The sequence below is a fragment of the Rhodovulum iodosum genome, from assembly GCF_041020385.1.
GTDB classification, from domain to species: domain Bacteria; phylum Pseudomonadota; class Alphaproteobacteria; order Rhodobacterales; family Rhodobacteraceae; genus Rhodovulum; species Rhodovulum iodosum.
In genome coordinates this window covers 1-19,896 of sequence record NZ_JBEHHI010000006.1, presented here as the reverse complement: position 1 = coordinate 19,896, position 19,896 = coordinate 1, and the positions used below count along the sequence as shown (strand labels likewise).

The 19,896-nt window shown below is 64.6% G+C and carries 16 protein-coding genes and 1 tRNA gene; 2 read left to right on the top strand and 15 right to left on the bottom strand.

Features of this window, described 5'->3' with window-relative positions:
• From tuf to Ga0609869_RS18290, 5 genes are all read right to left on the bottom strand, one after another.
• Entirely contained in the window at positions 1-1,176 is a 1,176-nt protein-coding gene (gene tuf, locus Ga0609869_RS18310; protein WP_369022884.1) for an elongation factor Tu, read from the bottom strand.
• An 83-nt stretch (positions 1,177-1,259) separates the two neighbouring features.
• Positions 1,260-3,401, bottom strand: a complete 2,142-nt coding sequence (fusA, locus tag Ga0609869_RS18305) for an elongation factor G (RefSeq protein WP_125402965.1) — start codon at positions 3,399-3,401, stop codon at positions 1,260-1,262.
• Between the two features lie 27 nt (positions 3,402-3,428).
• Positions 3,429-3,899 carry a 30S ribosomal protein S7 gene (rpsG, locus tag Ga0609869_RS18300; RefSeq protein WP_125402964.1) on the bottom strand — a complete coding sequence of 157 codons (471 nt, stop codon included), beginning with the start codon at positions 3,897-3,899 and terminating at the stop codon, positions 3,429-3,431.
• A gap of 12 nt (positions 3,900-3,911) precedes the next feature.
• Complete coding sequence (rpsL, locus tag Ga0609869_RS18295; RefSeq protein WP_035253348.1) at positions 3,912-4,283, bottom strand: 30S ribosomal protein S12; 372 nt, start codon at positions 4,281-4,283, stop codon at positions 3,912-3,914.
• 247 nt (positions 4,284-4,530) lie between these two features.
• Positions 4,531-5,433, bottom strand: a complete 903-nt coding sequence (locus tag Ga0609869_RS18290; RefSeq protein ID WP_125402963.1) for a DMT family transporter — start codon at positions 5,431-5,433, stop codon at positions 4,531-4,533.
• Between the two features lie 159 nt (positions 5,434-5,592).
• Between Ga0609869_RS18290 and Ga0609869_RS18285 the strand changes: the two genes are divergently transcribed.
• Positions 5,593-6,051: a DUF2267 domain-containing protein gene (locus Ga0609869_RS18285; RefSeq protein ID WP_125402962.1), complete on the top strand. Its 459-nt coding sequence runs from the start codon at positions 5,593-5,595 to the stop codon at positions 6,049-6,051.
• Positions 6,052-6,178: 127 nt separating this feature from the next.
• Here Ga0609869_RS18285 and rpoC read toward each other — a convergent pair whose 3' ends face one another.
• The 9 genes from rpoC to Ga0609869_RS18240 all read right to left on the bottom strand — a co-directional run bounded on the left by rpoC (position 6,179) and on the right by Ga0609869_RS18240 (position 18,773).
• The gene (gene rpoC, locus Ga0609869_RS18280) at positions 6,179-10,426 is read right to left on the bottom strand and encodes a DNA-directed RNA polymerase subunit beta' (RefSeq protein WP_125402961.1); all 4,248 of its coding nucleotides are present in this window, start codon (positions 10,424-10,426) and stop codon (positions 6,179-6,181) included.
• A 105-nt stretch (positions 10,427-10,531) separates the two neighbouring features.
• Positions 10,532-14,668 carry a DNA-directed RNA polymerase subunit beta gene (gene rpoB, locus Ga0609869_RS18275; RefSeq protein WP_125402960.1) on the bottom strand — a complete coding sequence of 1,379 codons (4,137 nt, stop codon included), beginning with the start codon at positions 14,666-14,668 and terminating at the stop codon, positions 10,532-10,534.
• Between the two features lie 244 nt (positions 14,669-14,912).
• A complete protein-coding gene (rplL, locus tag Ga0609869_RS18270; RefSeq protein ID WP_125402959.1) occupies positions 14,913-15,293 on the bottom strand; it encodes a 50S ribosomal protein L7/L12 in 381 nt (126 codons plus the stop codon).
• Between the two features lie 73 nt (positions 15,294-15,366).
• Positions 15,367-15,885: a 50S ribosomal protein L10 gene (gene rplJ, locus Ga0609869_RS18265; protein ID WP_125402958.1), complete on the bottom strand. Its 519-nt coding sequence runs from the start codon at positions 15,883-15,885 to the stop codon at positions 15,367-15,369.
• A gap of 556 nt (positions 15,886-16,441) precedes the next feature.
• A complete protein-coding gene (gene rplA / locus Ga0609869_RS18260) occupies positions 16,442-17,140 on the bottom strand; it encodes a 50S ribosomal protein L1 (RefSeq protein WP_125402957.1) in 699 nt (232 codons plus the stop codon).
• A gap of 5 nt (positions 17,141-17,145) precedes the next feature.
• Positions 17,146-17,574: a 50S ribosomal protein L11 gene (rplK, locus tag Ga0609869_RS18255; RefSeq protein ID WP_125402956.1), complete on the bottom strand. Its 429-nt coding sequence runs from the start codon at positions 17,572-17,574 to the stop codon at positions 17,146-17,148.
• A 107-nt stretch (positions 17,575-17,681) separates the two neighbouring features.
• Entirely contained in the window at positions 17,682-18,215 is a 534-nt protein-coding gene (gene nusG / locus Ga0609869_RS18250) for a transcription termination/antitermination protein NusG (protein ID WP_125402955.1), read from the bottom strand.
• A 198-nt stretch (positions 18,216-18,413) separates the two neighbouring features.
• A complete protein-coding gene (gene secE, locus Ga0609869_RS18245; RefSeq protein WP_125402954.1) occupies positions 18,414-18,611 on the bottom strand; it encodes a preprotein translocase subunit SecE in 198 nt (65 codons plus the stop codon).
• An 86-nt stretch (positions 18,612-18,697) separates the two neighbouring features.
• Positions 18,698-18,773: transfer RNA gene (locus Ga0609869_RS18240), tRNA-Trp, on the bottom strand.
• Between the two features lie 98 nt (positions 18,774-18,871).
• Between Ga0609869_RS18240 and Ga0609869_RS18235 the strand changes: the two genes are divergently transcribed.
• The gene (locus tag Ga0609869_RS18235; RefSeq protein WP_125402953.1) at positions 18,872-19,723 is read left to right on the top strand and encodes a class I SAM-dependent methyltransferase; all 852 of its coding nucleotides are present in this window, start codon (positions 18,872-18,874) and stop codon (positions 19,721-19,723) included.
• A 46-nt stretch (positions 19,724-19,769) separates the two neighbouring features.
• On the opposite strand, the gene Ga0609869_RS18230 is transcribed toward Ga0609869_RS18235, so the two are convergent.
• Positions 19,770-19,896: EF-Tu C-terminal domain-related protein (locus tag Ga0609869_RS18230; protein ID WP_498073159.1), on the bottom strand; the 127-nt coding region annotated here is incomplete at its 5' end.

The window sequence follows — 19,896 nt, the reverse complement described above, 5'->3', positions numbered from 1 at the left end:
TTACTCGATGATCTTCGACACGACGCCGGCGCCGACGGTGCGGCCGCCTTCGCGGATGGCGAAGCGCAGCTTCTCTTCCATCGCGATCGGCGCGATCAGTTCAACCGTGAACGACACGTTGTCGCCCGGCATCACCATCTCGGTGCCCTCGGCCAGCTGAACCGTCCCGGTCACGTCCGTCGTGCGGAAGTAGAACTGCGGGCGGTAGTTGGCGAAGAACGGCGTGTGGCGGCCGCCCTCTTCCTTGGTCAGGATGTAGGCCTCGGCCTCGAACTTGGTGTGCGGCGTCACCGAGCCGGGCTTGCACAGCACCTGCCCGCGCTCCACCTGCTCGCGGTCGATGCCGCGCAGAAGCGCGCCGATGTTGTCGCCCGCCTCGCCGCGGTCCAGAAGCTTGCGGAACATCTCGACACCCGTGCAGGTCGTCTTCTGCGTGTCCTTGATGCCCACGATCTCGATCTCGTCGCCCACGTTGATCACGCCGCGCTCGACGCGGCCGGTCACAACCGTGCCACGGCCGGAAATCGAGAACACGTCCTCGATCGGCATCAGGAACGGCTGGTCGACAGGGCGCTCCGGCGTCGGGATGTACTCATCCACCGCCGTCATCAGTTCGCGGATCTTGTTCTCGCCGATCTCGGGGTTCTCGCCGTTCATCGCCGCCAGCGCAGAGCCCGCCACGATCGGAATGTCGTCGCCCGGGAACTCGTAGCTTTCCAGAAGCTCGCGAACCTCCATCTCGACCAGCTCCAGAAGCTCCTCGTCGTCCACCTGGTCGACCTTGTTGAGGAACACCACCAGCGCCGGAACGCCAACCTGGCGGGCCAGAAGGATGTGCTCGCGCGTCTGCGGCATCGGGCCGTCCGCCGCGTTCACCACAAGGATCGCGCCGTCCATCTGCGCCGCGCCCGTGATCATGTTCTTCACGTAGTCGGCGTGGCCGGGGCAGTCCACGTGCGCGTAATGCCGCGCGTCGGTCTCGTATTCCACATGCGCCGTCGAGATCGTGATCCCGCGCGCCTTCTCCTCGGGCGCGCCGTCGATCTGGTCATACGCCCGGAAATCCCCGAAATACTTCGTGATCGCCGCCGTCAGCGTCGTCTTGCCGTGGTCAACATGGCCGATCGTGCCGATGTTCACGTGCGGTTTGTTACGCTCAAACTTTTCCTTAGCCATGGTGGCCTCCTGCTGTCTTGTCGGGTGGTGGGCTGGCACCCACCCTACGGGGTTGCGGTAGGGTGGGCTTGACCCACCCTCCGTTATGCGTATTTCGCCTGGATCTCGTCGCTGATGTTCTGCGGCACCGGCTCGTAGTGGTCGAACTGCATCGTGAACTGGGCCCTGCCGCTCGACATCGAGCGCAGGTTGTTGATGTAGCCGAACATGTTGGCCAGCGGGACGAAGGCGTTGATGACGATGGCGTTGCCGCGGGTCTCCTGACCCTGCACCTGGCCGCGCCGCGAGGTCAGGTCACCGATGATGTTGCCGGTGTATTCCTCGGGCGTCACCACCTCGACACTCATGATCGGTTCCAGCAGCTTGGCGCCGGCCTTTTTCAGGCCGTCGCGCATCGCTGCGCGCGACGCGATCTCGAAGGCCAGGACCGACGAGTCGACGTCGTGGTAGGCGCCGTCGATCAGCTTGACCTTGAAATCGATGACCGGGAAGCCGGCCAGCGGGCCCGAATCCATGACCGAGTTGATGCCCTTCTCGACGCCGGGGACGTATTCCTTGGGCACCGAACCGCCGACGATGAGCGACTCGAAGCTGTAGCCTTCGCCCGGCTCGGTCGGCGAGATGACCATCTTGACCCGTGCGAACTGGCCCGAGCCACCCGACTGTTTCTTGTGGGTGTAGTCGATCTCGGCCTCGTGGCTGATGGTCTCGCGATAGGCCACCTGCGGCGCACCGATATTCGCCTCGACCTTGAACTCGCGCTTGAGGCGGTCGACCAGGATGTCGAGGTGAAGTTCGCCCATGCCCTTCATGATGGTCTGGCCGGACTCGAGGTCGGTCTCGACGCGGAAGGACGGGTCCTCGGCGGCAAGCCGCGCCAGGCCCTGGGACATCTTCTCCTGGTCGGCCTTGGTCTTGGGCTCGACCGCGATCTCGATCACCGGATCGGGGAAGGTCATGGTTTCCAGCACCACGGGTGACTTGGCATCGCACAGCGTGTCGCCGGTGGTGGTTTCCTTCAGGCCGGCCAGCGCGATGATGTCGCCCGAGCCCGCCCAATCGATCTCTTCGCGCGAGTTCGAGTGCATCATCATCATGCGGCCGATGCGCTCGCGCTTGCCCTTGGTCGAGTTCAGCACGCTGCCGCCCTTCTCAAGAAGGCCCGAGTAGATGCGGGTGAATGTCAGCGAGCCGACGAACGGGTCGTTCATGATCTTGAACGCCAGGCCCGCGAAGGGCTGGTCGTCGCCCGGACGGCGCTCGATGTTGCGGGTCTCGGTCTCGTCATCGGGGCTGAAGCCCATATAGGGCGGCACGTCGAGCGGACCGGGCAGGTAGTCGATCACCGCGTTCAGGAGCGGCTGAACACCCTTGTTCTTGAACGCCGAGCCGCAGAGCACCGGAACGAAGGCCATGGCCAGCGTGCCCTTGCGGATCAGCTCGCGCAGCTTCGGCATGTCGGGCTCGTCGCCCTCCAGGTAGGCCTCCATCGCGTCGTCGTCCATCTCGACGGCCAGTTCGATGAGCTCGCCGCGCATCTCTTCGGCCTTGTCCTTCAACTCGTCGCGGACATCCTGAACGACCCAGGAGGCGCCCAGGTCTTCGCCCTTCCAGACCCATTCCTTCATCGTCACGAGATCGACGACGCCCTCGAGCTCGTCCTCGGCCCCGATCGGCATCTGCACCGGCGCGGGCTGGGCGCCCGTGCGGTCCTTGATCATCTTGACGCAATTGAAGAAGTCGGCGCCGATCTTGTCCATCTTGTTGACGAACACGATGCGCGGCACCTTGTAACGGTCGGCCTGGCGCCAGACCGTTTCGGTCTGGGGCTCGACGCCGGCATTGGCGTCCAGCACGGCAACCGCGCCGTCGAGAACGGCGAGCGAGCGCTCGACCTCGATGGTGAAGTCCACGTGGCCGGGGGTGTCGATGATGTTGAACCGGAACTTGGCCTCTTGCGGCGTGTCGCCGTAGATGCCGGTCGGGTTCTCGCCGTCCTCGGTACGGAACCAGAAGGTGGTGGTCGCCGCCGAGGTGATGGTGATCCCCCGCTCCTGCTCCTGCTCCATCCAGTCCATCGTCGCGGCGCCGTCATGCACCTCGCCGAGCTTGTGGGACTTGCCGGTGTAGTAGAGGATGCGCTCCGTGCAAGTGGTCTTTCCGGCGTCGATATGCGCCATGATGCCGAAATTGCGGTAGCGATCGAGGGTATATTCGCGTGCCATGGGGTCGGGTCCTGGGGGCCTAGAGTGTTACCAGCGGTAGTGGCTGAATGCCTTGTTGGCTTCCGCCATCTTGTGGGTGTCTTCGCGCTTCTTCACGGCCGAGCCGCGGGATTGGACCGCGTCGATCAGCTCGCCGGCGAGGCGTTCTTCCATGGTGTTCTCGTTGCGGGCGCGGCTGGCGTTGATCAGCCAGCGGATCGCCAGCGCCTCGCGGCGTTCGGGACGCACCTCGACGGGCACCTGGTAGGTGGCGCCGCCGACCCGGCGCGACCGCACCTCGACCGAGGGCTTCACATTGTCCAGCGCCTCGGTAAAGACCTCGACGGGCGACCGCTTGAGCTTGGACTCGACCCGGTCGAAGGCGTTGTAGACGATCCGCTCGGCGACGGATTTCTTGCCGTCGATCATCAGGTTGTTCATGAACTTGGTGACCACCCGGTCGCCAAACTTGGCGTCGGGCAGGATTTCGCGCTTTTCGGCAGCGTGACGACGGGACATCTACGTCTCTCCTTACTTCGGACGCTTGGCGCCGTATTTCGAGCGGCGCTGCTTGCGGTCTTTGACGCCCTGGGTGTCCAGCACGCCGCGCAGGATGTGATAGCGGACACCCGGAAGGTCCTTGACCCGGCCGCCGCGGATCAGCACCACCGAGTGCTCCTGCAGGTTGTGGCTTTCACCGGGGATGTAGCTGATCACCTCGAAACCGTTGGTGAGGCGCACCTTCGCCACCTTCCGCATGGCCGAGTTCGGCTTTTTCGGCGTGGTCGTGTAGACGCGTGTGCAGACGCCGCGCTTCTGCGGGCATGCCTGCAGATGCATGGACTTCTGTCGTTTCACTTTCGGCTGCCGCGGCTTGCGGATCAGCTGTTGGATCGTCGGCATTCCGGTTCCCCGTGTTGCAACCCGTTCAAATCTCGTCTCTCATGCGTTTCGTGCGTCCACGAAACGCCAAAACCGCATGCGTCCCCTCGTTCGCGGGAACGACGCGGTGGAATTCCAGAGGATCGGGGCCTAGGCCCGGATCGTGACCACTTCAGTTCTGATTTCAGGCCGAGACGGCAATACCGACAGCCCGAGTTCGCGCTCTATAGGTCGAGTCGAGGGGGGTGTCAACACTCATGAACACAGCTTAACGCGGCCGCAGCGGCACCGGCCCCGCCCGTCGCGCAAGCCGGGACTCGCGGCGCAGGGTGTAAACCCCTGTTGCCGCGACGACCCCGGCCCCCAACAGCGTCAGCCCCGAAGGCCATTCACCAAAGACCGCAGCCCCCAGGACCAATGCCCAGACCAGCGCCGTGTAGCGGAACGGTGCCACGACCGCCACCTGCCCCACCCGCATGGCCATCACCGAAAAGAGATAGCCGCCGATCACAAAGACCGCAGCGCCGGCGAGCTGGGCCGTCGTCTTGATGTCGAGGGCGACCCATGGCCCCGTGGCCGCCCCGAGCCCGGCAAAGACCGTCACCCCGACCGCGGCCGAAATCGCAACGCTAAACGAAGGGACGTTCGGCGACAGGCCGCGCGTAACGAGGTCGCGCAGCGTCACGAAACCGACCGCGATCAGCGCATACACGGAATAAAGCGTAAAGCCCTCGGTGCCCGGACGCACGATCAGCATCACCCCCGCGAACCCGATCCCGATCGCCGCCCAGCGCCGCCAGCCCACCCGCTCGCCCAGAAAAAGCGCGCCCGCCAGCGTGACACTGAGCGGAATGGCCTGGATGATCGCGGTCACATTGGCAATCGGCGCGTTGAAAAGCGCGGTGATAAAGAAGTAGGCCGCGCCGATCTCGGCCAGCGTGCGTATGGCAATCCGGCGCCGGTCGCGTGTCGGAAACCGCCAGGTCAGCGCGCCGAAACGCTGCGCGATGATCAGCAACAGGGCCGTTGTGGCAAGCCCCCGCAGAAACAGCGCCTGAAAGAACGGCACGGTATCGGACAGCGCCTTCATGCAGGCGTCGTTGAAGGTGAAGGCGGCCATCGACCCCATCATCAGGGCCGCGCCGCGCATGTTGTCGGACAGCGGCGTCATGGGATCGGAGTAGCAGGGCTGGCGAAAAGAGGAAGCGGGATTTTCCGAAGGCGCGGGCGGGCCGCATTGCGGGACGCAAACGGCCGTTCGTCCTCGACAATTCAAGACCGATTTCTTTAGGCTTTACGAGGACAAAATTACTCCGGAACGTAACCGCAAATGCCAATGCCGTGGACATACAGACATGCGTCCAAAGAATGGCGGGCATTTCTGGATGATGTGAAAGAGCGTATGTGTCTTCAGTCGGACAACATGGCCTACACCGCTGTTGATGCGGTGTTTCAGGTCTTTCGTCGCCGCCTGACAGCACAACAGGGTTTGGACTTCGCAGCGGTTTTGCCAAGTGTGCTTCGTGCAATTTTCGTGCACCGCTGGGACGTCAGCGATCACCCGGTTCCTTTCACCGGGCGGTCTGAACTGGTTGCCGAAGTAAAGCAGGTTCGCGTGAACCATAACCTGACGCCCGACAATGCGATTGAAGCAACTGCATGGGCAGTCCGGCGCTGCACTGACAAAAGAGACTTCGAGCGCGTGCTGGAGAAAATGCCTGATGGCGCAGTCGCATTTTGGCACGTCGATGTTGATGACCCTTCAGAATTGGAACAGCGGGTCATCTAGCTGCAATGCAGCAGCGATCATGACGGGCGCGAACCTGTCATTTGCCGCGCGACCGCCACGCAAGCACGCACCAAACGAAAACGCCCCCGCCAAGGCGGGGGCGTGTCCTGCACTCCTGAACGCGCGATTATTCCTCGCGGCTCTCCGGCGTTTCGACGAGGCCGAGATCGTCCTCGCCCGCCTCCACCACGTCGTCCACCGGCGCGGCCAGCGCGGCGGCGGCCTCGGCCTCGGCCTGGCGCGCCTCGATCACCTTCTGGTCGCGCTCGGCCGCGATGCGGCGCACGCGCTGGGTGGCCCCGCCGGTGCCCGCCGGGATCAGCCGGCCGACGATGACGTTCTCCTTCAGGCCGACCAGCTTGTCGCGCTTGCCCTGCACGGAGGCTTCGGTCAGCACGCGCGTGGTCTCCTGGAACGAGGCCGCCGAGATGAAGCTGCGGGTCTGCAGCGACGCCTTGGTGATGCCCAGCAGGATCGGCTCGCCCTGGGCCGGGCGTCCGCCCTTGGCCAGCGCCTTTTCGCTGGCGGCGTCGAACTCGGCCTTGTCCACATGCTCGCCCTTCAGCAGCGTGGTGTCGCCGCTGTCGGCGATCTCCCATTTCTGCAGCATCTGCCGGACGATGACCTCGATGTGCTTGTCGTTGATCTTCACGCCCTGAAGGCGATAGACGTCCTGCACCTCGTCGATCATGTAGTTGGCCAGCGCCTCGACACCCATGATCGACAGGATGTCATGCGGCGCGGGATTGCCGTCCATGATGTAGTCGCCCTTCTGGACGAAGTCGCCTTCCTGCACCGGGATGTGCTTGCCCTTGGGCACCATGTATTCCACCGGGTCGAGCGTTTCGTCGGCCGCTTCGATGGTGATCCGGCGCTTGTTCTTGTAGTCGCGCCCGAAGCGGACATAGCCGTCGATCTCGGCAATGATCGCGTGGTCCTTGGGTCGGCGCGCCTCGAACAGTTCCGCCACCCGCGGCAGACCGCCGGTGATGTCCTTGGTCTTGGCGCCCTCGCGCGGGATCCGGGCGACCACGTCGCCGGCCTTGATCTCCTGCCCGTCTTCGACCGACAGGATCGCGTCGACCGACATCGGGTAGGTCACCGGGTTGCCCGCGTCATTGCGCACCGGTTCGCCGCTCGCCGGGTCGACGATCAGGATTTCCGGTTTCAGGTCGTTGCCCTTGGGCGCGGCGCGCCAGTCGGACACGATCTTCTGGGTCATGCCCGTCGCGTCGTCGGTATCCTCGCGCACCGACACGCCGGTGGCCAGGTCGACGAATTTGGCGTGGCCCGCCTTCTCGGCGATGATCGGCAGGGTATACGGGTCCCATTCGAACAGCTTGTCGCCGCGCTTCACCGACTGCGCGTCCTCGACGAAGACCTTGGTGCCGTAGCCCAGCTTGTGGCTGGCCCGCTCGACGCCGTTCTCGTCCATGATCGCAAGGGTCATGTTGCGGCCCATGACGATGTTCTCGCCCGAGGCGTTCTTGAGAAGGTTGGCGTTGCGGAACTCGACCTTGCCGTCCTGACTGGCCTCCTGGAACGACTGCTGGCCGCCCTGGGCGATGCCGCCGATGTGGAACGTCCGCATCGTCAGCTGGGTGCCCGGCTCGCCGATCGACTGGGCCGCGATGATGCCCACGGCCTCGCCCACATTCACCATGGTGCCGCGTGCCAGGTCGCGCCCGTAGCAGGCCGCGCAGACGCCTTCTTCGGCCTCGCAGGTCAGCGGGCTGCGGATGCGCACGGTGGCAACGCCCGCCTTCTCGATGGTGTCGGCCTTGCGCTCGTCGATCAGCTCGTTGCGGCTGACCAGCACCTCGTCGGTGGCGGGTTTCAGCACGTCTTCGGCCGCCACGCGGCCCAGCAGCCGCTCGGCCAGCGAGGCCACGACCTCGCCGTCGTTCACCGCCGCCTCGCAGGTGATCGCGTTATCGGTGCCGCAATCGTTGTGACGCACGATGCAGTCCTGCGCCACGTCGACCAGACGCCGGGTCAGGTAGCCCGAGTTCGCGGTCTTGAGCGCGGTGTCGGCCAGGCCTTTCCGCGCGCCGTGGGTGGAGTTGAAGTACTCCAGCACCGTCAGACCTTCCTTGAAGTTCGAGATGATCGGCGTCTCGATGATCTCGCCCGACGGCTTGGCCATCAGCCCGCGCATACCGCCCAGCTGCTTCATCTGGGCGGGCGAGCCCCGCGCACCCGAGTGGGACATCATGTAGACCGAGTTGGGCTCCATCTCGGCGCCCGCATCGTCATGGCGCACCGCCGAGATCTCGTCCATCATCGCGCTGGCCACGGCGTCCGAACATTTCGACCAGGCATCGACGACCTTGTTGTATTTCTCACCTTGGGTGATCAGGCCGTCCATGTACTGCTGTTCGAACTCTTTCACCTGGTCGCGGACGCCCTCGACGATGTCCCACTTGCTTTCTGGGATCACCATGTCGTCCTTGCCGAAGGAAATGCCGGCCTTGAACGCCTCGCGAAAGCCCATTCCCATGATCTGGTCGCAGAAGATGACCGACTCCTTCTGGCCGCAATAGCGGTAGACGGTGTCGATGACCTGCTGCACCTCCTTCTTGCGCAGAAGGCGGTTGACCAGGTGGAACGGGGCCTTGGCGTTAAGCGGCAGCAGCGCGCCCAGGCGCATCCGCCCGGGTGTCGTCTCGAAACGCTGGTAGACCTCTGCGCCGGTCTCGTCGATCTGCTTGATCCGCGCGGTGACCTTGGCGTGCAGATCCACCTCGCCCGCGTCCAGCGCGTGCTGTACCTCCTCGACATCGGCGAAGACCATGCCTTCGCCCTTCATGCCCTCGCGCTCCATCGTGATGTAGTAGAGCCCGAGGATCATGTCCTGCGACGGCACGATGATCGGCGCGCCGTTGGCCGGCGACAGCACGTTGTTGGTCGACATCATCAACACGCGCGCTTCTAGCTGCGCCTCAAGGCTGAGGGGCACGTGCACGGCCATCTGGTCACCGTCGAAGTCGGCGTTGAAGGCCGAGCAGACCAGCGGGTGAAGCTGGATCGCCTTGCCCTCGATCAGCGTGGGCTCGAAGGCCTGGATGCCGAGGCGGTGCAGCGTCGGCGCCCGGTTCAAGAGCACCGGGTGTTCGCGGATCACCTCGTCGAGGATGTCCCACACCTCGGGGCGCTCTTTCTCGACCAGCTTCTTGGCCTGCTTGACCGTCGAGCTCAGGCCCTTGGCCTCCAGCCGCGAGTAGATGAACGGCTTGAACAGTTCGAGCGCCATCTTCTTGGGCAGGCCGCACTGGTGCAGCTTCAGCTCCGGCCCGGTCACGATGACCGAGCGGCCGGAAAAGTCGACCCGCTTGCCCAGAAGGTTCTGGCGGAACCGGCCCTGCTTGCCCTTCAGCATGTCCGACAGCGATTTCAGCGGCCGCTTGTTGGCGCCGGTGATCACCCGGCCACGGCGGCCGTTGTCGAACAGCGCGTCGACCGATTCCTGCAGCATCCGCTTTTCGTTGCGCACGATGATGTCGGGCGCGCGCAGCTCGATCAGCCGCTTCAGGCGGTTGTTGCGGTTGATGACCCGGCGGTAGAGGTCGTTCAGGTCGGACGTGGCAAACCGGCCGCCATCCAGCGGCACCAGCGGGCGCAACTCCGGCGGGATCACCGGGATCACGGTCAGAACCATCCATTCCGGACGGTTGCCCGATTCCAGGAAGGACTCGACGACCTTCAGCCGCTTGATGATCTTCTTGGGCTTCAGCTCGCCGGTGGCTTCCTTCAGCTCTTCGCGCAGGCGCTCGGCCTCGGAGTCCAGGTCGATCTGGGCCAGCATCTCGCGGATCGCCTCGGCGCCGATTCCGGCGGTGAAGGCGTCGGCGCCGTACTGGTCCTGGGCGTCGAGATACTCTTCCTCGGTCATCATCTGGCCGTAGGCGAGGTCCGTCAGGCCCGGCTCGATCACCACGTAGTTCTCGAAATAAAGCACGCGTTCCAGGTCGCGGAGCGTCATGTCCAGCATCAGGCCGATGCGCGAGGGCAAGGACTTGAGGAACCAGATATGCGCGCAGGGCGCGGCCAGCTCGATATGGCCCATGCGCTCGCGCCGGACCTTCTGCAGCGTGACCTCGACGCCGCATTTCTCGCAGACGACGCCGCGGTATTTCATCCGCTTGTACTTGCCGCACAGGCATTCGTAATCCTTGATCGGACCGAAGATGCGCGCGCAGAACAGGCCGTCACGCTCGGGCTTGAACGTGCGGTAGTTGATGGTCTCGGGCTTCTTGATCTCGCCGTAGGACCAGCTGAGAATCCGCTCGGGCGAGGCCAGCGAGACCTTGATCTCGTCGAACTGCTTGGGCGCGGCCAGCGGGTTGAACGGGTTGGTGGTCAGTTCCTGGTTCATGTCTCAATCCTTGAAAGGCGTGCGGAATGGGAAAGGAGCGGTGGGTTTCCACCCACCCTACGACCCTTGCGTAGGGTGGGTGCCAACCCACCTTCGGGCATGGCCCTACTCGTCCTCCTCCGCATCCAGGAGTTCCATGTTTAGCCCGAGGCCGCGGACTTCCTTCACCAGAACGTTGAAGGATTCCGGCACGCCGGCCTCGAAATTGTCCTCGCCCTTGACGATCGACTCGTAGACCTTGGTCCGGCCGGCCACGTCGTCGGACTTCACCGTCAGCATCTCCTGCAGGGTGTAGGCCGCACCGTAGGCTTCCAGCGCCCAGACCTCCATCTCGCCAAAGCGCTGACCGCCGAACTGGGCCTTGCCGCCCAGCGGCTGCTGGGTGACCAGGCTGTAGGGGCCGGTCGAACGGGCGTGGATCTTGTCGTCGACCAGGTGGTGCAGTTTCAGCAGGTACTTCACGCCCACGGTCACCGGGCGCGCGAACTGCTCGCCGGTGCGCCCGTCATAGACGATCGACTGGCCGGATTCGTTGAAGCCCGCGCGCTTCAGCGCATCGTTCACGTCCGGCTCCTTGGCGCCGTCGAAGACCGGCGTCGCAATCGGCACGCCACGGGTCACGGTCGAGGCGGATTCGATCAGCTGGTCGTCCTCCATCCCCTTGATGCCTTCTTCGTAGACATCGTCGCCATAGGCGATGCGCATCGCCTCGCGCACCGGCGTCAGGTCGCCCGTGCGCTTGTAGTCGTCCAGCGCATCGTCGATCTTCAGCCCCAGGCCGCGCGCGGCCCAGCCCATATGGGTTTCGAGGATCTGGCCCACGTTCATCCGCGAAGGCACACCGAGCGGGTTGAGCACCAGATCGACGGGCGTGCCGTCGGCCAGGAACGGCATGTCCTCCATCGGGACGACGCGGCTGACCACGCCCTTGTTGCCGTGGCGGCCGGCCATCTTGTCGCCCGGCTGCAGCTTGCGTTTGACGGCGATGAAGACCTTGACCATCTTCATCACGCCCGGCGGCAGGTCGTCGCCCCGGCGCACCTTTTCGACCTTGTCCTCGAAACGGTGTTCCAGCGCGCGTTTCTGCGCTTCGAACTGGGCGTTCAGCGCCTCGACCTGGCCGGCATCGGCCTCGTCGCCCAGGGCAAGCTGCCACCACTGGCCCTTCGACAATGTCTCGAGCAGCTCTTCGGTGACTTCCGAGTTCGGCTTGACGCCCCTCGGACCCTTCACCGCAACCTTGCCGAGCAGCATGGACTTCAGGCGCGCGTAGATGTTGCGCTCCAGAATGGCCATCTCGTCGTCGCGGTCGCGGGCGAGGCTTTCGACCTCTTCGCGCTCGATCTGCAGCGCGCGCTCGTCCTTCTCCACGCCGTGGCGGTTGAAGACGCGCACCTCGACGACGGTGCCGTAATCGCCCGGCGGCAGGCGCAGCGAGGTGTCGCGCACGTCCGACGCCTTTTCGCCGAAGATCGCGCGAAGCAGCTTTTCCTCGGGGGTCATGGGGCTTTCGCCCTTGGGCGTGATCTTGCCCACCAGGATGTCGCCCGGCCCGACCTCGGCGCCGATATAGACGATGCCCGCCTCGTCGAGGTTGCGCAGCGCCTCCTCGCCGACGTTAGGGATGTCGCGGGTGATCTCTTCCGGCCCGAGCTTGGTATCGCGGGCGGCGACCTCGAACTCCTCGATATGGATCGAGGTGAACACGTCGTCGCGCACGATCCGCTCGGAGATCAGGATCGAGTCCTCGTAGTTGTAGCCGTTCCAGGGCATGAAGGCGACGACGACGTTCTTGCCGAGCGCCAACTCGCCCAGGTCGGTCGACGGGCCGTCGGCGATCACCTCGTTCTTGACCACCTTGTCGCCAACCTTCACCAGCGGTTTCTGGTTGATGCAGGTGTTTTGGTTCGACCGCTGGAATTTGCGCAGCCGGTAGATATCGACGCCCGGGTCGCCGGGCTCGAGATCTTCGGTGGCGCGCACGACGATACGGGTGGCATCGACCTGGTCGATCACCCCGCCGCGGCTGGCCATGATCGCGGCGCCGGAATCGCGGGCCACGACCTGCTCGATGCCGGTGCCCACGAACGGCGCGTCGGCCTGCAACAGCGGCACCGCCTGGCGCTGCATGTTCGACCCCATCAGCGCGCGGTTGGCGTCGTCGTTTTCCAGAAACGGAATCAGCGAGGCCGCGACCGAAACCAACTGCTTGGGCGACACGTCGATCAGATCGACGCTGTCGCGCGGCGCCAGCATGTATTCACCGGACTGGCGGGTCGAGACGAGGTCGTTGACGAACCGCCCCTCGCCGTCGAGATGGGCGTTGGCCTGGGCCACGGTGTGACGCATCTCTTCGGTCGCCGACATGTAATGCACTTCGTCGGTGACCTGCCCGTCCTCGACCTTGCGGTAGGGGGTTTCGATAAAGCCGTACTTGTTCACCCGCGCATAGGTGGCAAGGCTGTTGATCAGGCCGATATTCGGGCCTTCCGGCGTTTCGATCGGGCACATCCGGCCGTAATGGGTCGGGTGCACGTCGCGCACCTCGAAACCGGCGCGTTCACGCGTCAGGCCGCCCGGCCCCAGCGCCGAAAGGCGCCGCTTGTGGGTCACCTCCGACAGCGGGTTGGTCTGGTCCATGAACTGGCTGAGCTGCGAAGAGCCGAAGAACTCGCGCACGGCGGCGGCCGCGGGCTTGGCGTTGATCAGGTCCTGCGGCATCACCGTGTCGATCTCGACCGAGGACATGCGTTCCTTGATCGCGCGCTCCATCCGCAACAGGCCGACGCGGTACTGGTTTTCCATCAGTTCGCCGACCGAGCGCACCCGGCGGTTGCCGAGATGGTCGATATCGTCGATGTCGCCCTTGCCGTCGCGCAGTTCGACCAGCGCCTTGATGCAGGCGATGATGTCGTCGCGGCGCAGGGTGCGCTGGGTGTCAGGCGCATCCAGATTGAGACGCATGTTCATCTTGACCCGGCCCACGGCCGACAGGTCGTAACGCTCGGAATCGAAGAAGAGGGTGTCGAACAGCGCGCTCGCCGCCTCCACGGTGGGCGGCTCGCCGGGGCGCATGACGCGGTAGATGTCCATGAGCGCCGTGTCGCGGCCCATGTTCTTGTCCTGCGCCATGGTGTTGCGAATGTAGGGGCCGACATTGATGTTATCGATGTCGAGTACCGGAATGTCGGTGATCCCGGCATCCAGCAGCTCTTTCAGCGTGCCGCCGCTGACCTCGCCGTCCTTGTCGACCTCCCAGGTCAACTCGTCGCCGGCCTCGACATAGATCGCGCCGGTTTCCTCGTTGATGATGTCCTTGGCCACGAAACGGCCGACGATCTGGTCGAAGGGCACCAGGATCTCGGAAACCTTGCCTTCGTCGATCAGCTGTTTCACCAGCCGCGGCGTGACCTTCTTGCCGGCCTCGCAGATCACCTCGCCGGTGGCGGCGTCGACCAGGTCATGGGTCGGACGGGTGCCGCGCACCCGCTCGGGGAAGAACTTGGTGACCCAGCCCTTGTTTTTTTCCAGGCGGAAGGGGACGGTCTCGTAATAGGCATCCATGATGCCTTCCTGATCGAGCCCCAGCGCGTAAAGCAGGGTCGTCACAGGCAGCTTGCGGCGGCGGTCGATGCGCGCGAAGACGATGTCCTTGGCGTCGAATTCGAAATCCAGCCACGAGCCGCGATAGGGGATGATGCGGCAGGCAAACAGCAGCTTGCCCGAGGCGTGGGTCTTGCCCTTGTCATGATCGAAGAACACGCCGGGCGAGCGGTGCATCTGGCTGACGATCACCCGTTCGGTGCCGTTCACGATGAACGTGCCGTTATGGGTCATGAGCGGCATGTCGCCCATGAACACGTCCTGCTCCTTGATGTCCTTGACCGACTTGGCGCCGGTGTCCTCGTCGACATCGAACACGATCAGACGCAGCGTCACCTTCAGCGGCGCCGAATAGGTCATGTCGCGCTGCTGACATTCCTCGACGTCGTATTTCGGCCGTTCCAACTCGTAACGCACAAATTCCAGGACGGCGGTCTCGTTGAAGTCCTTGATCGGAAAGACCGACTGGAACACGCCCTGAATGCCCTCGCCATCCATGGGCTCGGGCTCATCGCCGGATTTCAGGAAAAGATCATAAGAGGATTTCTGAACCTCGATAAGATTCGGCATCTCCAGGACTTCCCGGATCTTGCCATAGAATTTGCGGAGTCGTTTCTGGCCAACGAACGTCTGCGCCATGTGTATCGTCACCTTTCGTCTGTCGCGCGCGCATGCCGCCGTCGGGCTACGGGGCCGCGCCGCTCACGAAATAAGGGGGTCGGGTTCAATTCCTGCGCGCCGTCCCACCGGCCGCTCCCGAACCGCGAACCTCACCTTGAAAAGGGCTTTGCCCAAGCCCTTTTCGAGACAGGTTCGGCTGGGCCCGGAAAGTCCGGACCCAGCCCGCATGCATTGGGTCGCGGGGCAACCGCCCGCGCCCGGATCACTTGAGCTCGACTTCGGCGCCTGCCGCTTCGAGCTTGCCTTTGATCTCTTCGGCCTCTTCCTTCGAGACCTGCTCTTTCACGGCCTTGCCGCCGGCCTCGACCAGCTCCTTGGCCTCTTTCAGGCCCAGACCGGTGATCGCGCGGACCTCTTTGATCACGTTGATCTTCGAGGCGCCGGCGGCCTTGAGGATCACGTCGAACTCGGTCTGCTCTTCCGCGGCTTCGGCTTCGCCACCGGCGGCGGGACCCGCCATCATCACGGCGCCGCCAGCGGCGGGCTCGATGCCGTACTCGTCTTTCAGGATGTTTTTCAGTTCCTGCGCCTCGAGCAGGGTCAGACCCACGATCTCTTCGGCAAGTTTCTTCAGATCAGCCATTTCCGTCTTCCATTCTGTGCAAGTTGTGTTCCAACGCGGGGCAATCAAGCCTCACGCGGGCTCAGGATGTTGCTCAAGCGGCTTCCGCACGCTCCTCGATGGTCGAGAGGATGCTCGCGATGTTGGAAGCAGGCGCGCCAATGGCTCCGGCGATGTTGCTGGCGGGTGCGCCGATGCAGCCGGCGATCGAAGCGATAAGCTCCTCGCGCGACGGCATTTCGGACACTGCCTTGACACCGGCCCGGTCCAGGGCCGTCTCTCCCATCGCGCCGCCCAGGATCTCGAATTTCGAGTTGTCCTTGGCATAGCCCTCGGCGACCTTGGCCGCAGCCACGGGGTCTTCCGAGTAGGAAAGAACGGTCATGCCCGTCAGAAGGTCGGAGATGCTTGCGCAGGGCTTTCCTTCCAGGGCGATCTTGGCGAGCCTGTTCTTGGCGACGCGAACGGACCCGCCCGCATCACGCATACGCGCGCGCAGGTCCTGCATCTCGGCAACCGTGAGACCCGCGTAGTGCGCAACCACCACGACGCCAGAGCTTTCGAAGATCTGGCCGAGTTCGTCGACCACTTTCTCTTTCTGGGCTCTATCCACAGTTTCACTCCAATAAGGGAGGGGGCGACCCCTCCGGCTCTCGTCAGCCGGGGCATCTGCCCCGACCGTTCGGGTCCGTACGGGTCCGTCCAATTTCGCCCCGGGGCAGCACGCCATCGGCTGGCCGCCCGAAGAAATCTGGTCTTTTCCCGTCTCAGGCAGGATTTATGGGGAAGCCCCACCCACCGTCTCGGACGAATCGGGGACGCCCTTCCTTGCGGGAGGGCGTCCCTGAATGGTGTCTGATAGAGGCTTCGGGCAGAAATGCCAAGCCCCGATCGGCGGATTTCTTGGCCGAATGCGGCGGCACCGCGCCAGAAGACCGGCCCCGCCCCTGCCCGTCGCGCCTTGTCTGCCCTGCTCAGGCCCCGCCGCGGCGACGCCCCAATCAGACCGGGCCGTCCCATGAGCGGCGTTTGACGCCGCTTTCCGCTCTCGCCGCGCCACACACGCACTGGCCGCGAGCGGGGCTGCACAACCGGAAGAAAGCAACAAAGGCGGGCCGGCTGGCCCGCCGTTGCTATTGGTTGCCGCCCATGCAGGCGATCGGCCGGGCTCAGTTGCCGGTGGCCGAAACCACGTCGATCGACACGCCCGGCCCCATGGTCGAGCTCAGGCTCACCTTTTCCATGTAGGTACCCTTGGCGCCCGCGGGCTTGGCGCGGCTGACCGCCTCGACAAAGGCGCGCACGTTCTCGACCAGCTTGGCCTCGTCGAACGACGCCTTGCCGACACCGGCATGGACCACGCCGGCCTTTTCGGCCTTGAACTGCACCTCGCCGCCCTTGGCGGCCTCGACGGCGGTCTTCACGTCCATCGTCACCGTGCCGACCTTGGGGTTGGGCATCAGGTTGCGCGGGCCCAGGATCTTGCCCAGGCGGCCGACGATCGGCATCATGTCCGGCGTTGCGATGCAGCGGTCGAACTCGATCGTGCCACCCTGGATGGTTTCCATCAGGTCCTCGGCGCCCACGATATCGGCCCCGGCCTCCTTGGCCTCCTCGGCCTTCGGTCCGCGGGCGAACACCGCCACGCGCATCGTCTTGCCGGTGCCGTTGGGCAGGCTGACAACGCCGCGCACCATCTGGTCGGCATGACGCGGATCGACGCCCAGGTTCATCGCGACCTCGATGGTTTCGTCGAATTTCGCGGTGGCGTTGCTCTTGACCAGCTTCACCGCCTCTTCGACCGTCAGGTCGGCCTGTCCGGCGACCGTTTCGCGCGCCGCGCGGGTACGTTTACCAAGCTTTGCCATGGCGATTACCCCTTCACCTCGATGCCCATCGAGCGGGCCGACCCCAGGATGATCTGCATCGCCCCCTCGACATCGTTGGCGTTCAGATCCTTCATCTTCGCCTCGGCGATCTCCTTGACCTGTGCCACGGTCACGCTGCCCGCGGTCTCGCGGCCCGGCGCTTTGGCGCCCGATTTCAGCTTGGCGGCCTTCCTGAGGAAGTAAGACGCCGGCGGCGTCTTGATATCCATCGTGAAGGACTTGTCCTGGTAATAGGTGATGACCGTCGGGCACGGAGCGCCCGGTTCCATCTCCTGGGTCTTGGCGTTGAACGCCTTGCAGAATTCCATGATGTTGATGCCGCGCTGACCCAGCGCCGGGCCCACGGGGGGGCTCGGGTTCGCCTGTCCGGCGGGCACTTGCAGCTTCATCTTGCCGGCAAGTTTCTTGGCCATCTGGCCGTCTCCTTCTTTTCACCGCGCCGATCCCACGCGAGGGCGGCGCATCGGTTTAGTGGTCCGGTCCGCGGGCGCGCCCGCTCGCCTCCCACACGCGCATCACGTCAGGAGCCCTTGGACACCTGCGTGAATTCCAGCTCGACCGGGGTTGCCCGGCCGAAGATCGACACCGTCACCTTCAGGCGCTGGTTGTCGTCGTCCACATCCTCGACCATGCCCGAGAACCCCTCGAACGGCCCATCTGTCACGGTCACGTTCTCGCCCACCTCGAAGGTGATCAGCGAGCGCGGCGCCGCCTCGCCCTCTTCCACGCGGTTGAGGATCTGGTTCACCTCCTCGTCGCGCATCGGCATGGGCTTGCCCTGCGGGCCCAGAAACCCGGTGACCCGGTTGATCGAGTTGATCAGGTGATAGCCACGGTCGGACATCTCCATGCGCACCAGCACGTAGCCGGGCATGAACCGCCGCTCGGTCGTCACCTTCTTGCCGCGCCGCACCTCGAGCACCTCTTCGGTGGGCACCAGGACTTCTTCGATCTCGTCTTCGAGACCGGCATCCTCGACGGCGTGCTTGATCTGGTCGGCGATCTTCTTCTCGAAATTCGAGAGCACGCTCACCGAATACCAACGCTTCGCCATCTTGCCCGTTACCTCAGTGTTTCGCCAGGCGCCGCGCGCCCCGGTTTCGTTATGACGCCGCAACGCCGTGCCCGTAACAGAAAACAGCGCGCAACCCGAATCGATGCACGCCGGCCCCTAAAGTAACGCCCCGATTACAACCCCGCCTACCCGTTTTCAAGGGGGATCGCCGCAAAAGCGGGCGACCGCGCAACGCGATCAGCCGAAGAAGCCAAGGAGAAACTTCAGCCCCTCGCGGATCGCAAGATCGACGAAGAAGAAAAAGATCGCCGTCAGCGTGGCCATGATGAAAACCATGACCGTGGTCAGCAACACCTCGCGCCGCGTGGGCCAGACTACCTTGGCGATTTCCGAGCGGGTCTGCTGGATGAACTGAAGGGGGTTTGCCTTGGCCATGCCACGTCCGATCTCTGTGCTTAACGGCGCCGAGATACGCGTTCGGTCGCGCCGATGCAAGGGGCGACGGCGTGTCCGTCAAGGCCTGGCAGGGGCGGAGGGACTCGAACCCACGACCCTCGGTTTTGGAGACCGATGCTCTACCAACTGAGCTACACCCCTAAGGCCATGGGCGGGGTTAAGGTACTGCGGCGCCGGAATCAAGAGCGGTTTTCGCCACGGCACTGGTTTCGTCCCGGTCCGGGTGCTAGTCAGGCGCCATGCCTAGCGACGCGACCGCCGACCTCTTCGCCAAAGCCCCTTGGAATGGGGTCTCGGACGACGATCTCGCGCCTGCTGCCCACGTTCCCACGATGATCAGCCCGGACGAACGGCGGCTCTATTTCTGGCTCGCCGCGCACTGGGCGACGGGCGCCGGCGCGCTGGTCGATCTGGGCTGTTTCGCCGGTGGCTCGACCGCGCGGCTGGCCGCCGGTCAGCATGCCGCCGGCCGCGCCGCGCCGATCCATGCCTATGACCGGTTCACCGCCGACGAAAAGGTCAAGCGCCGGGTACTCTATTCCGGCGGGGTCGCGCCCTTCGACGGCAACGACATCCTGCCGCTGGCCCGGCGCCTTCTGGCCCCATGGCAAGGATGCATCTCCTTTCATCCCGGAGAGATCGAAGATAACGGCTGGCCGGGCGGCCCGATCGAGATCCTCGCACTCGACGCTTGCAAATCCACCGCCGCCACCGATGCCATCGCCGGCGCGTTCTTTCCGCATCTGGTTGCCGGCCGGTCGGTCGTGGTGCACCAGGATTTCCTGCATTGGAGCCAGCCTTGGCTGCCCGCCCAGATGGAGCTGCTGGCGGAGTATTTCACGCCACTGGCCCACTGTCCGCCCTCGAGCCTGGTCTATCTCTGCACCGCGGCCCCCGATGCGGCGGCGCTGGCCGCCGCGCGCACAGACACGCTGTCGGATGACGCGCTGGTGGGCCTCGTCGACGGCGCCCGCACGCGGCTTTCCGGCATCGCGCCCAAGGCACCTTTCGCCCGGATGGAGGCCGGCCTGGCCGCCAATCCCGGCGAGCGTATCGCCTGGCGCTTCAGGAAACCCGCCAAAACGCAATAAGGGGCCGCCCGGCGGGCGGCCCCTTTTTCGCTCCCGCAGGTTGCGATTACTCGATGATCTTCGACACGACGCCGGCGCCGACGGTGCGGCCGCCTTCGCGGATGGCGAAGCGCAGCTTCTCTTCCATCGCGATCGGCGCGATCAGTTCAACCGTGAACGACACGTTGTCGCCC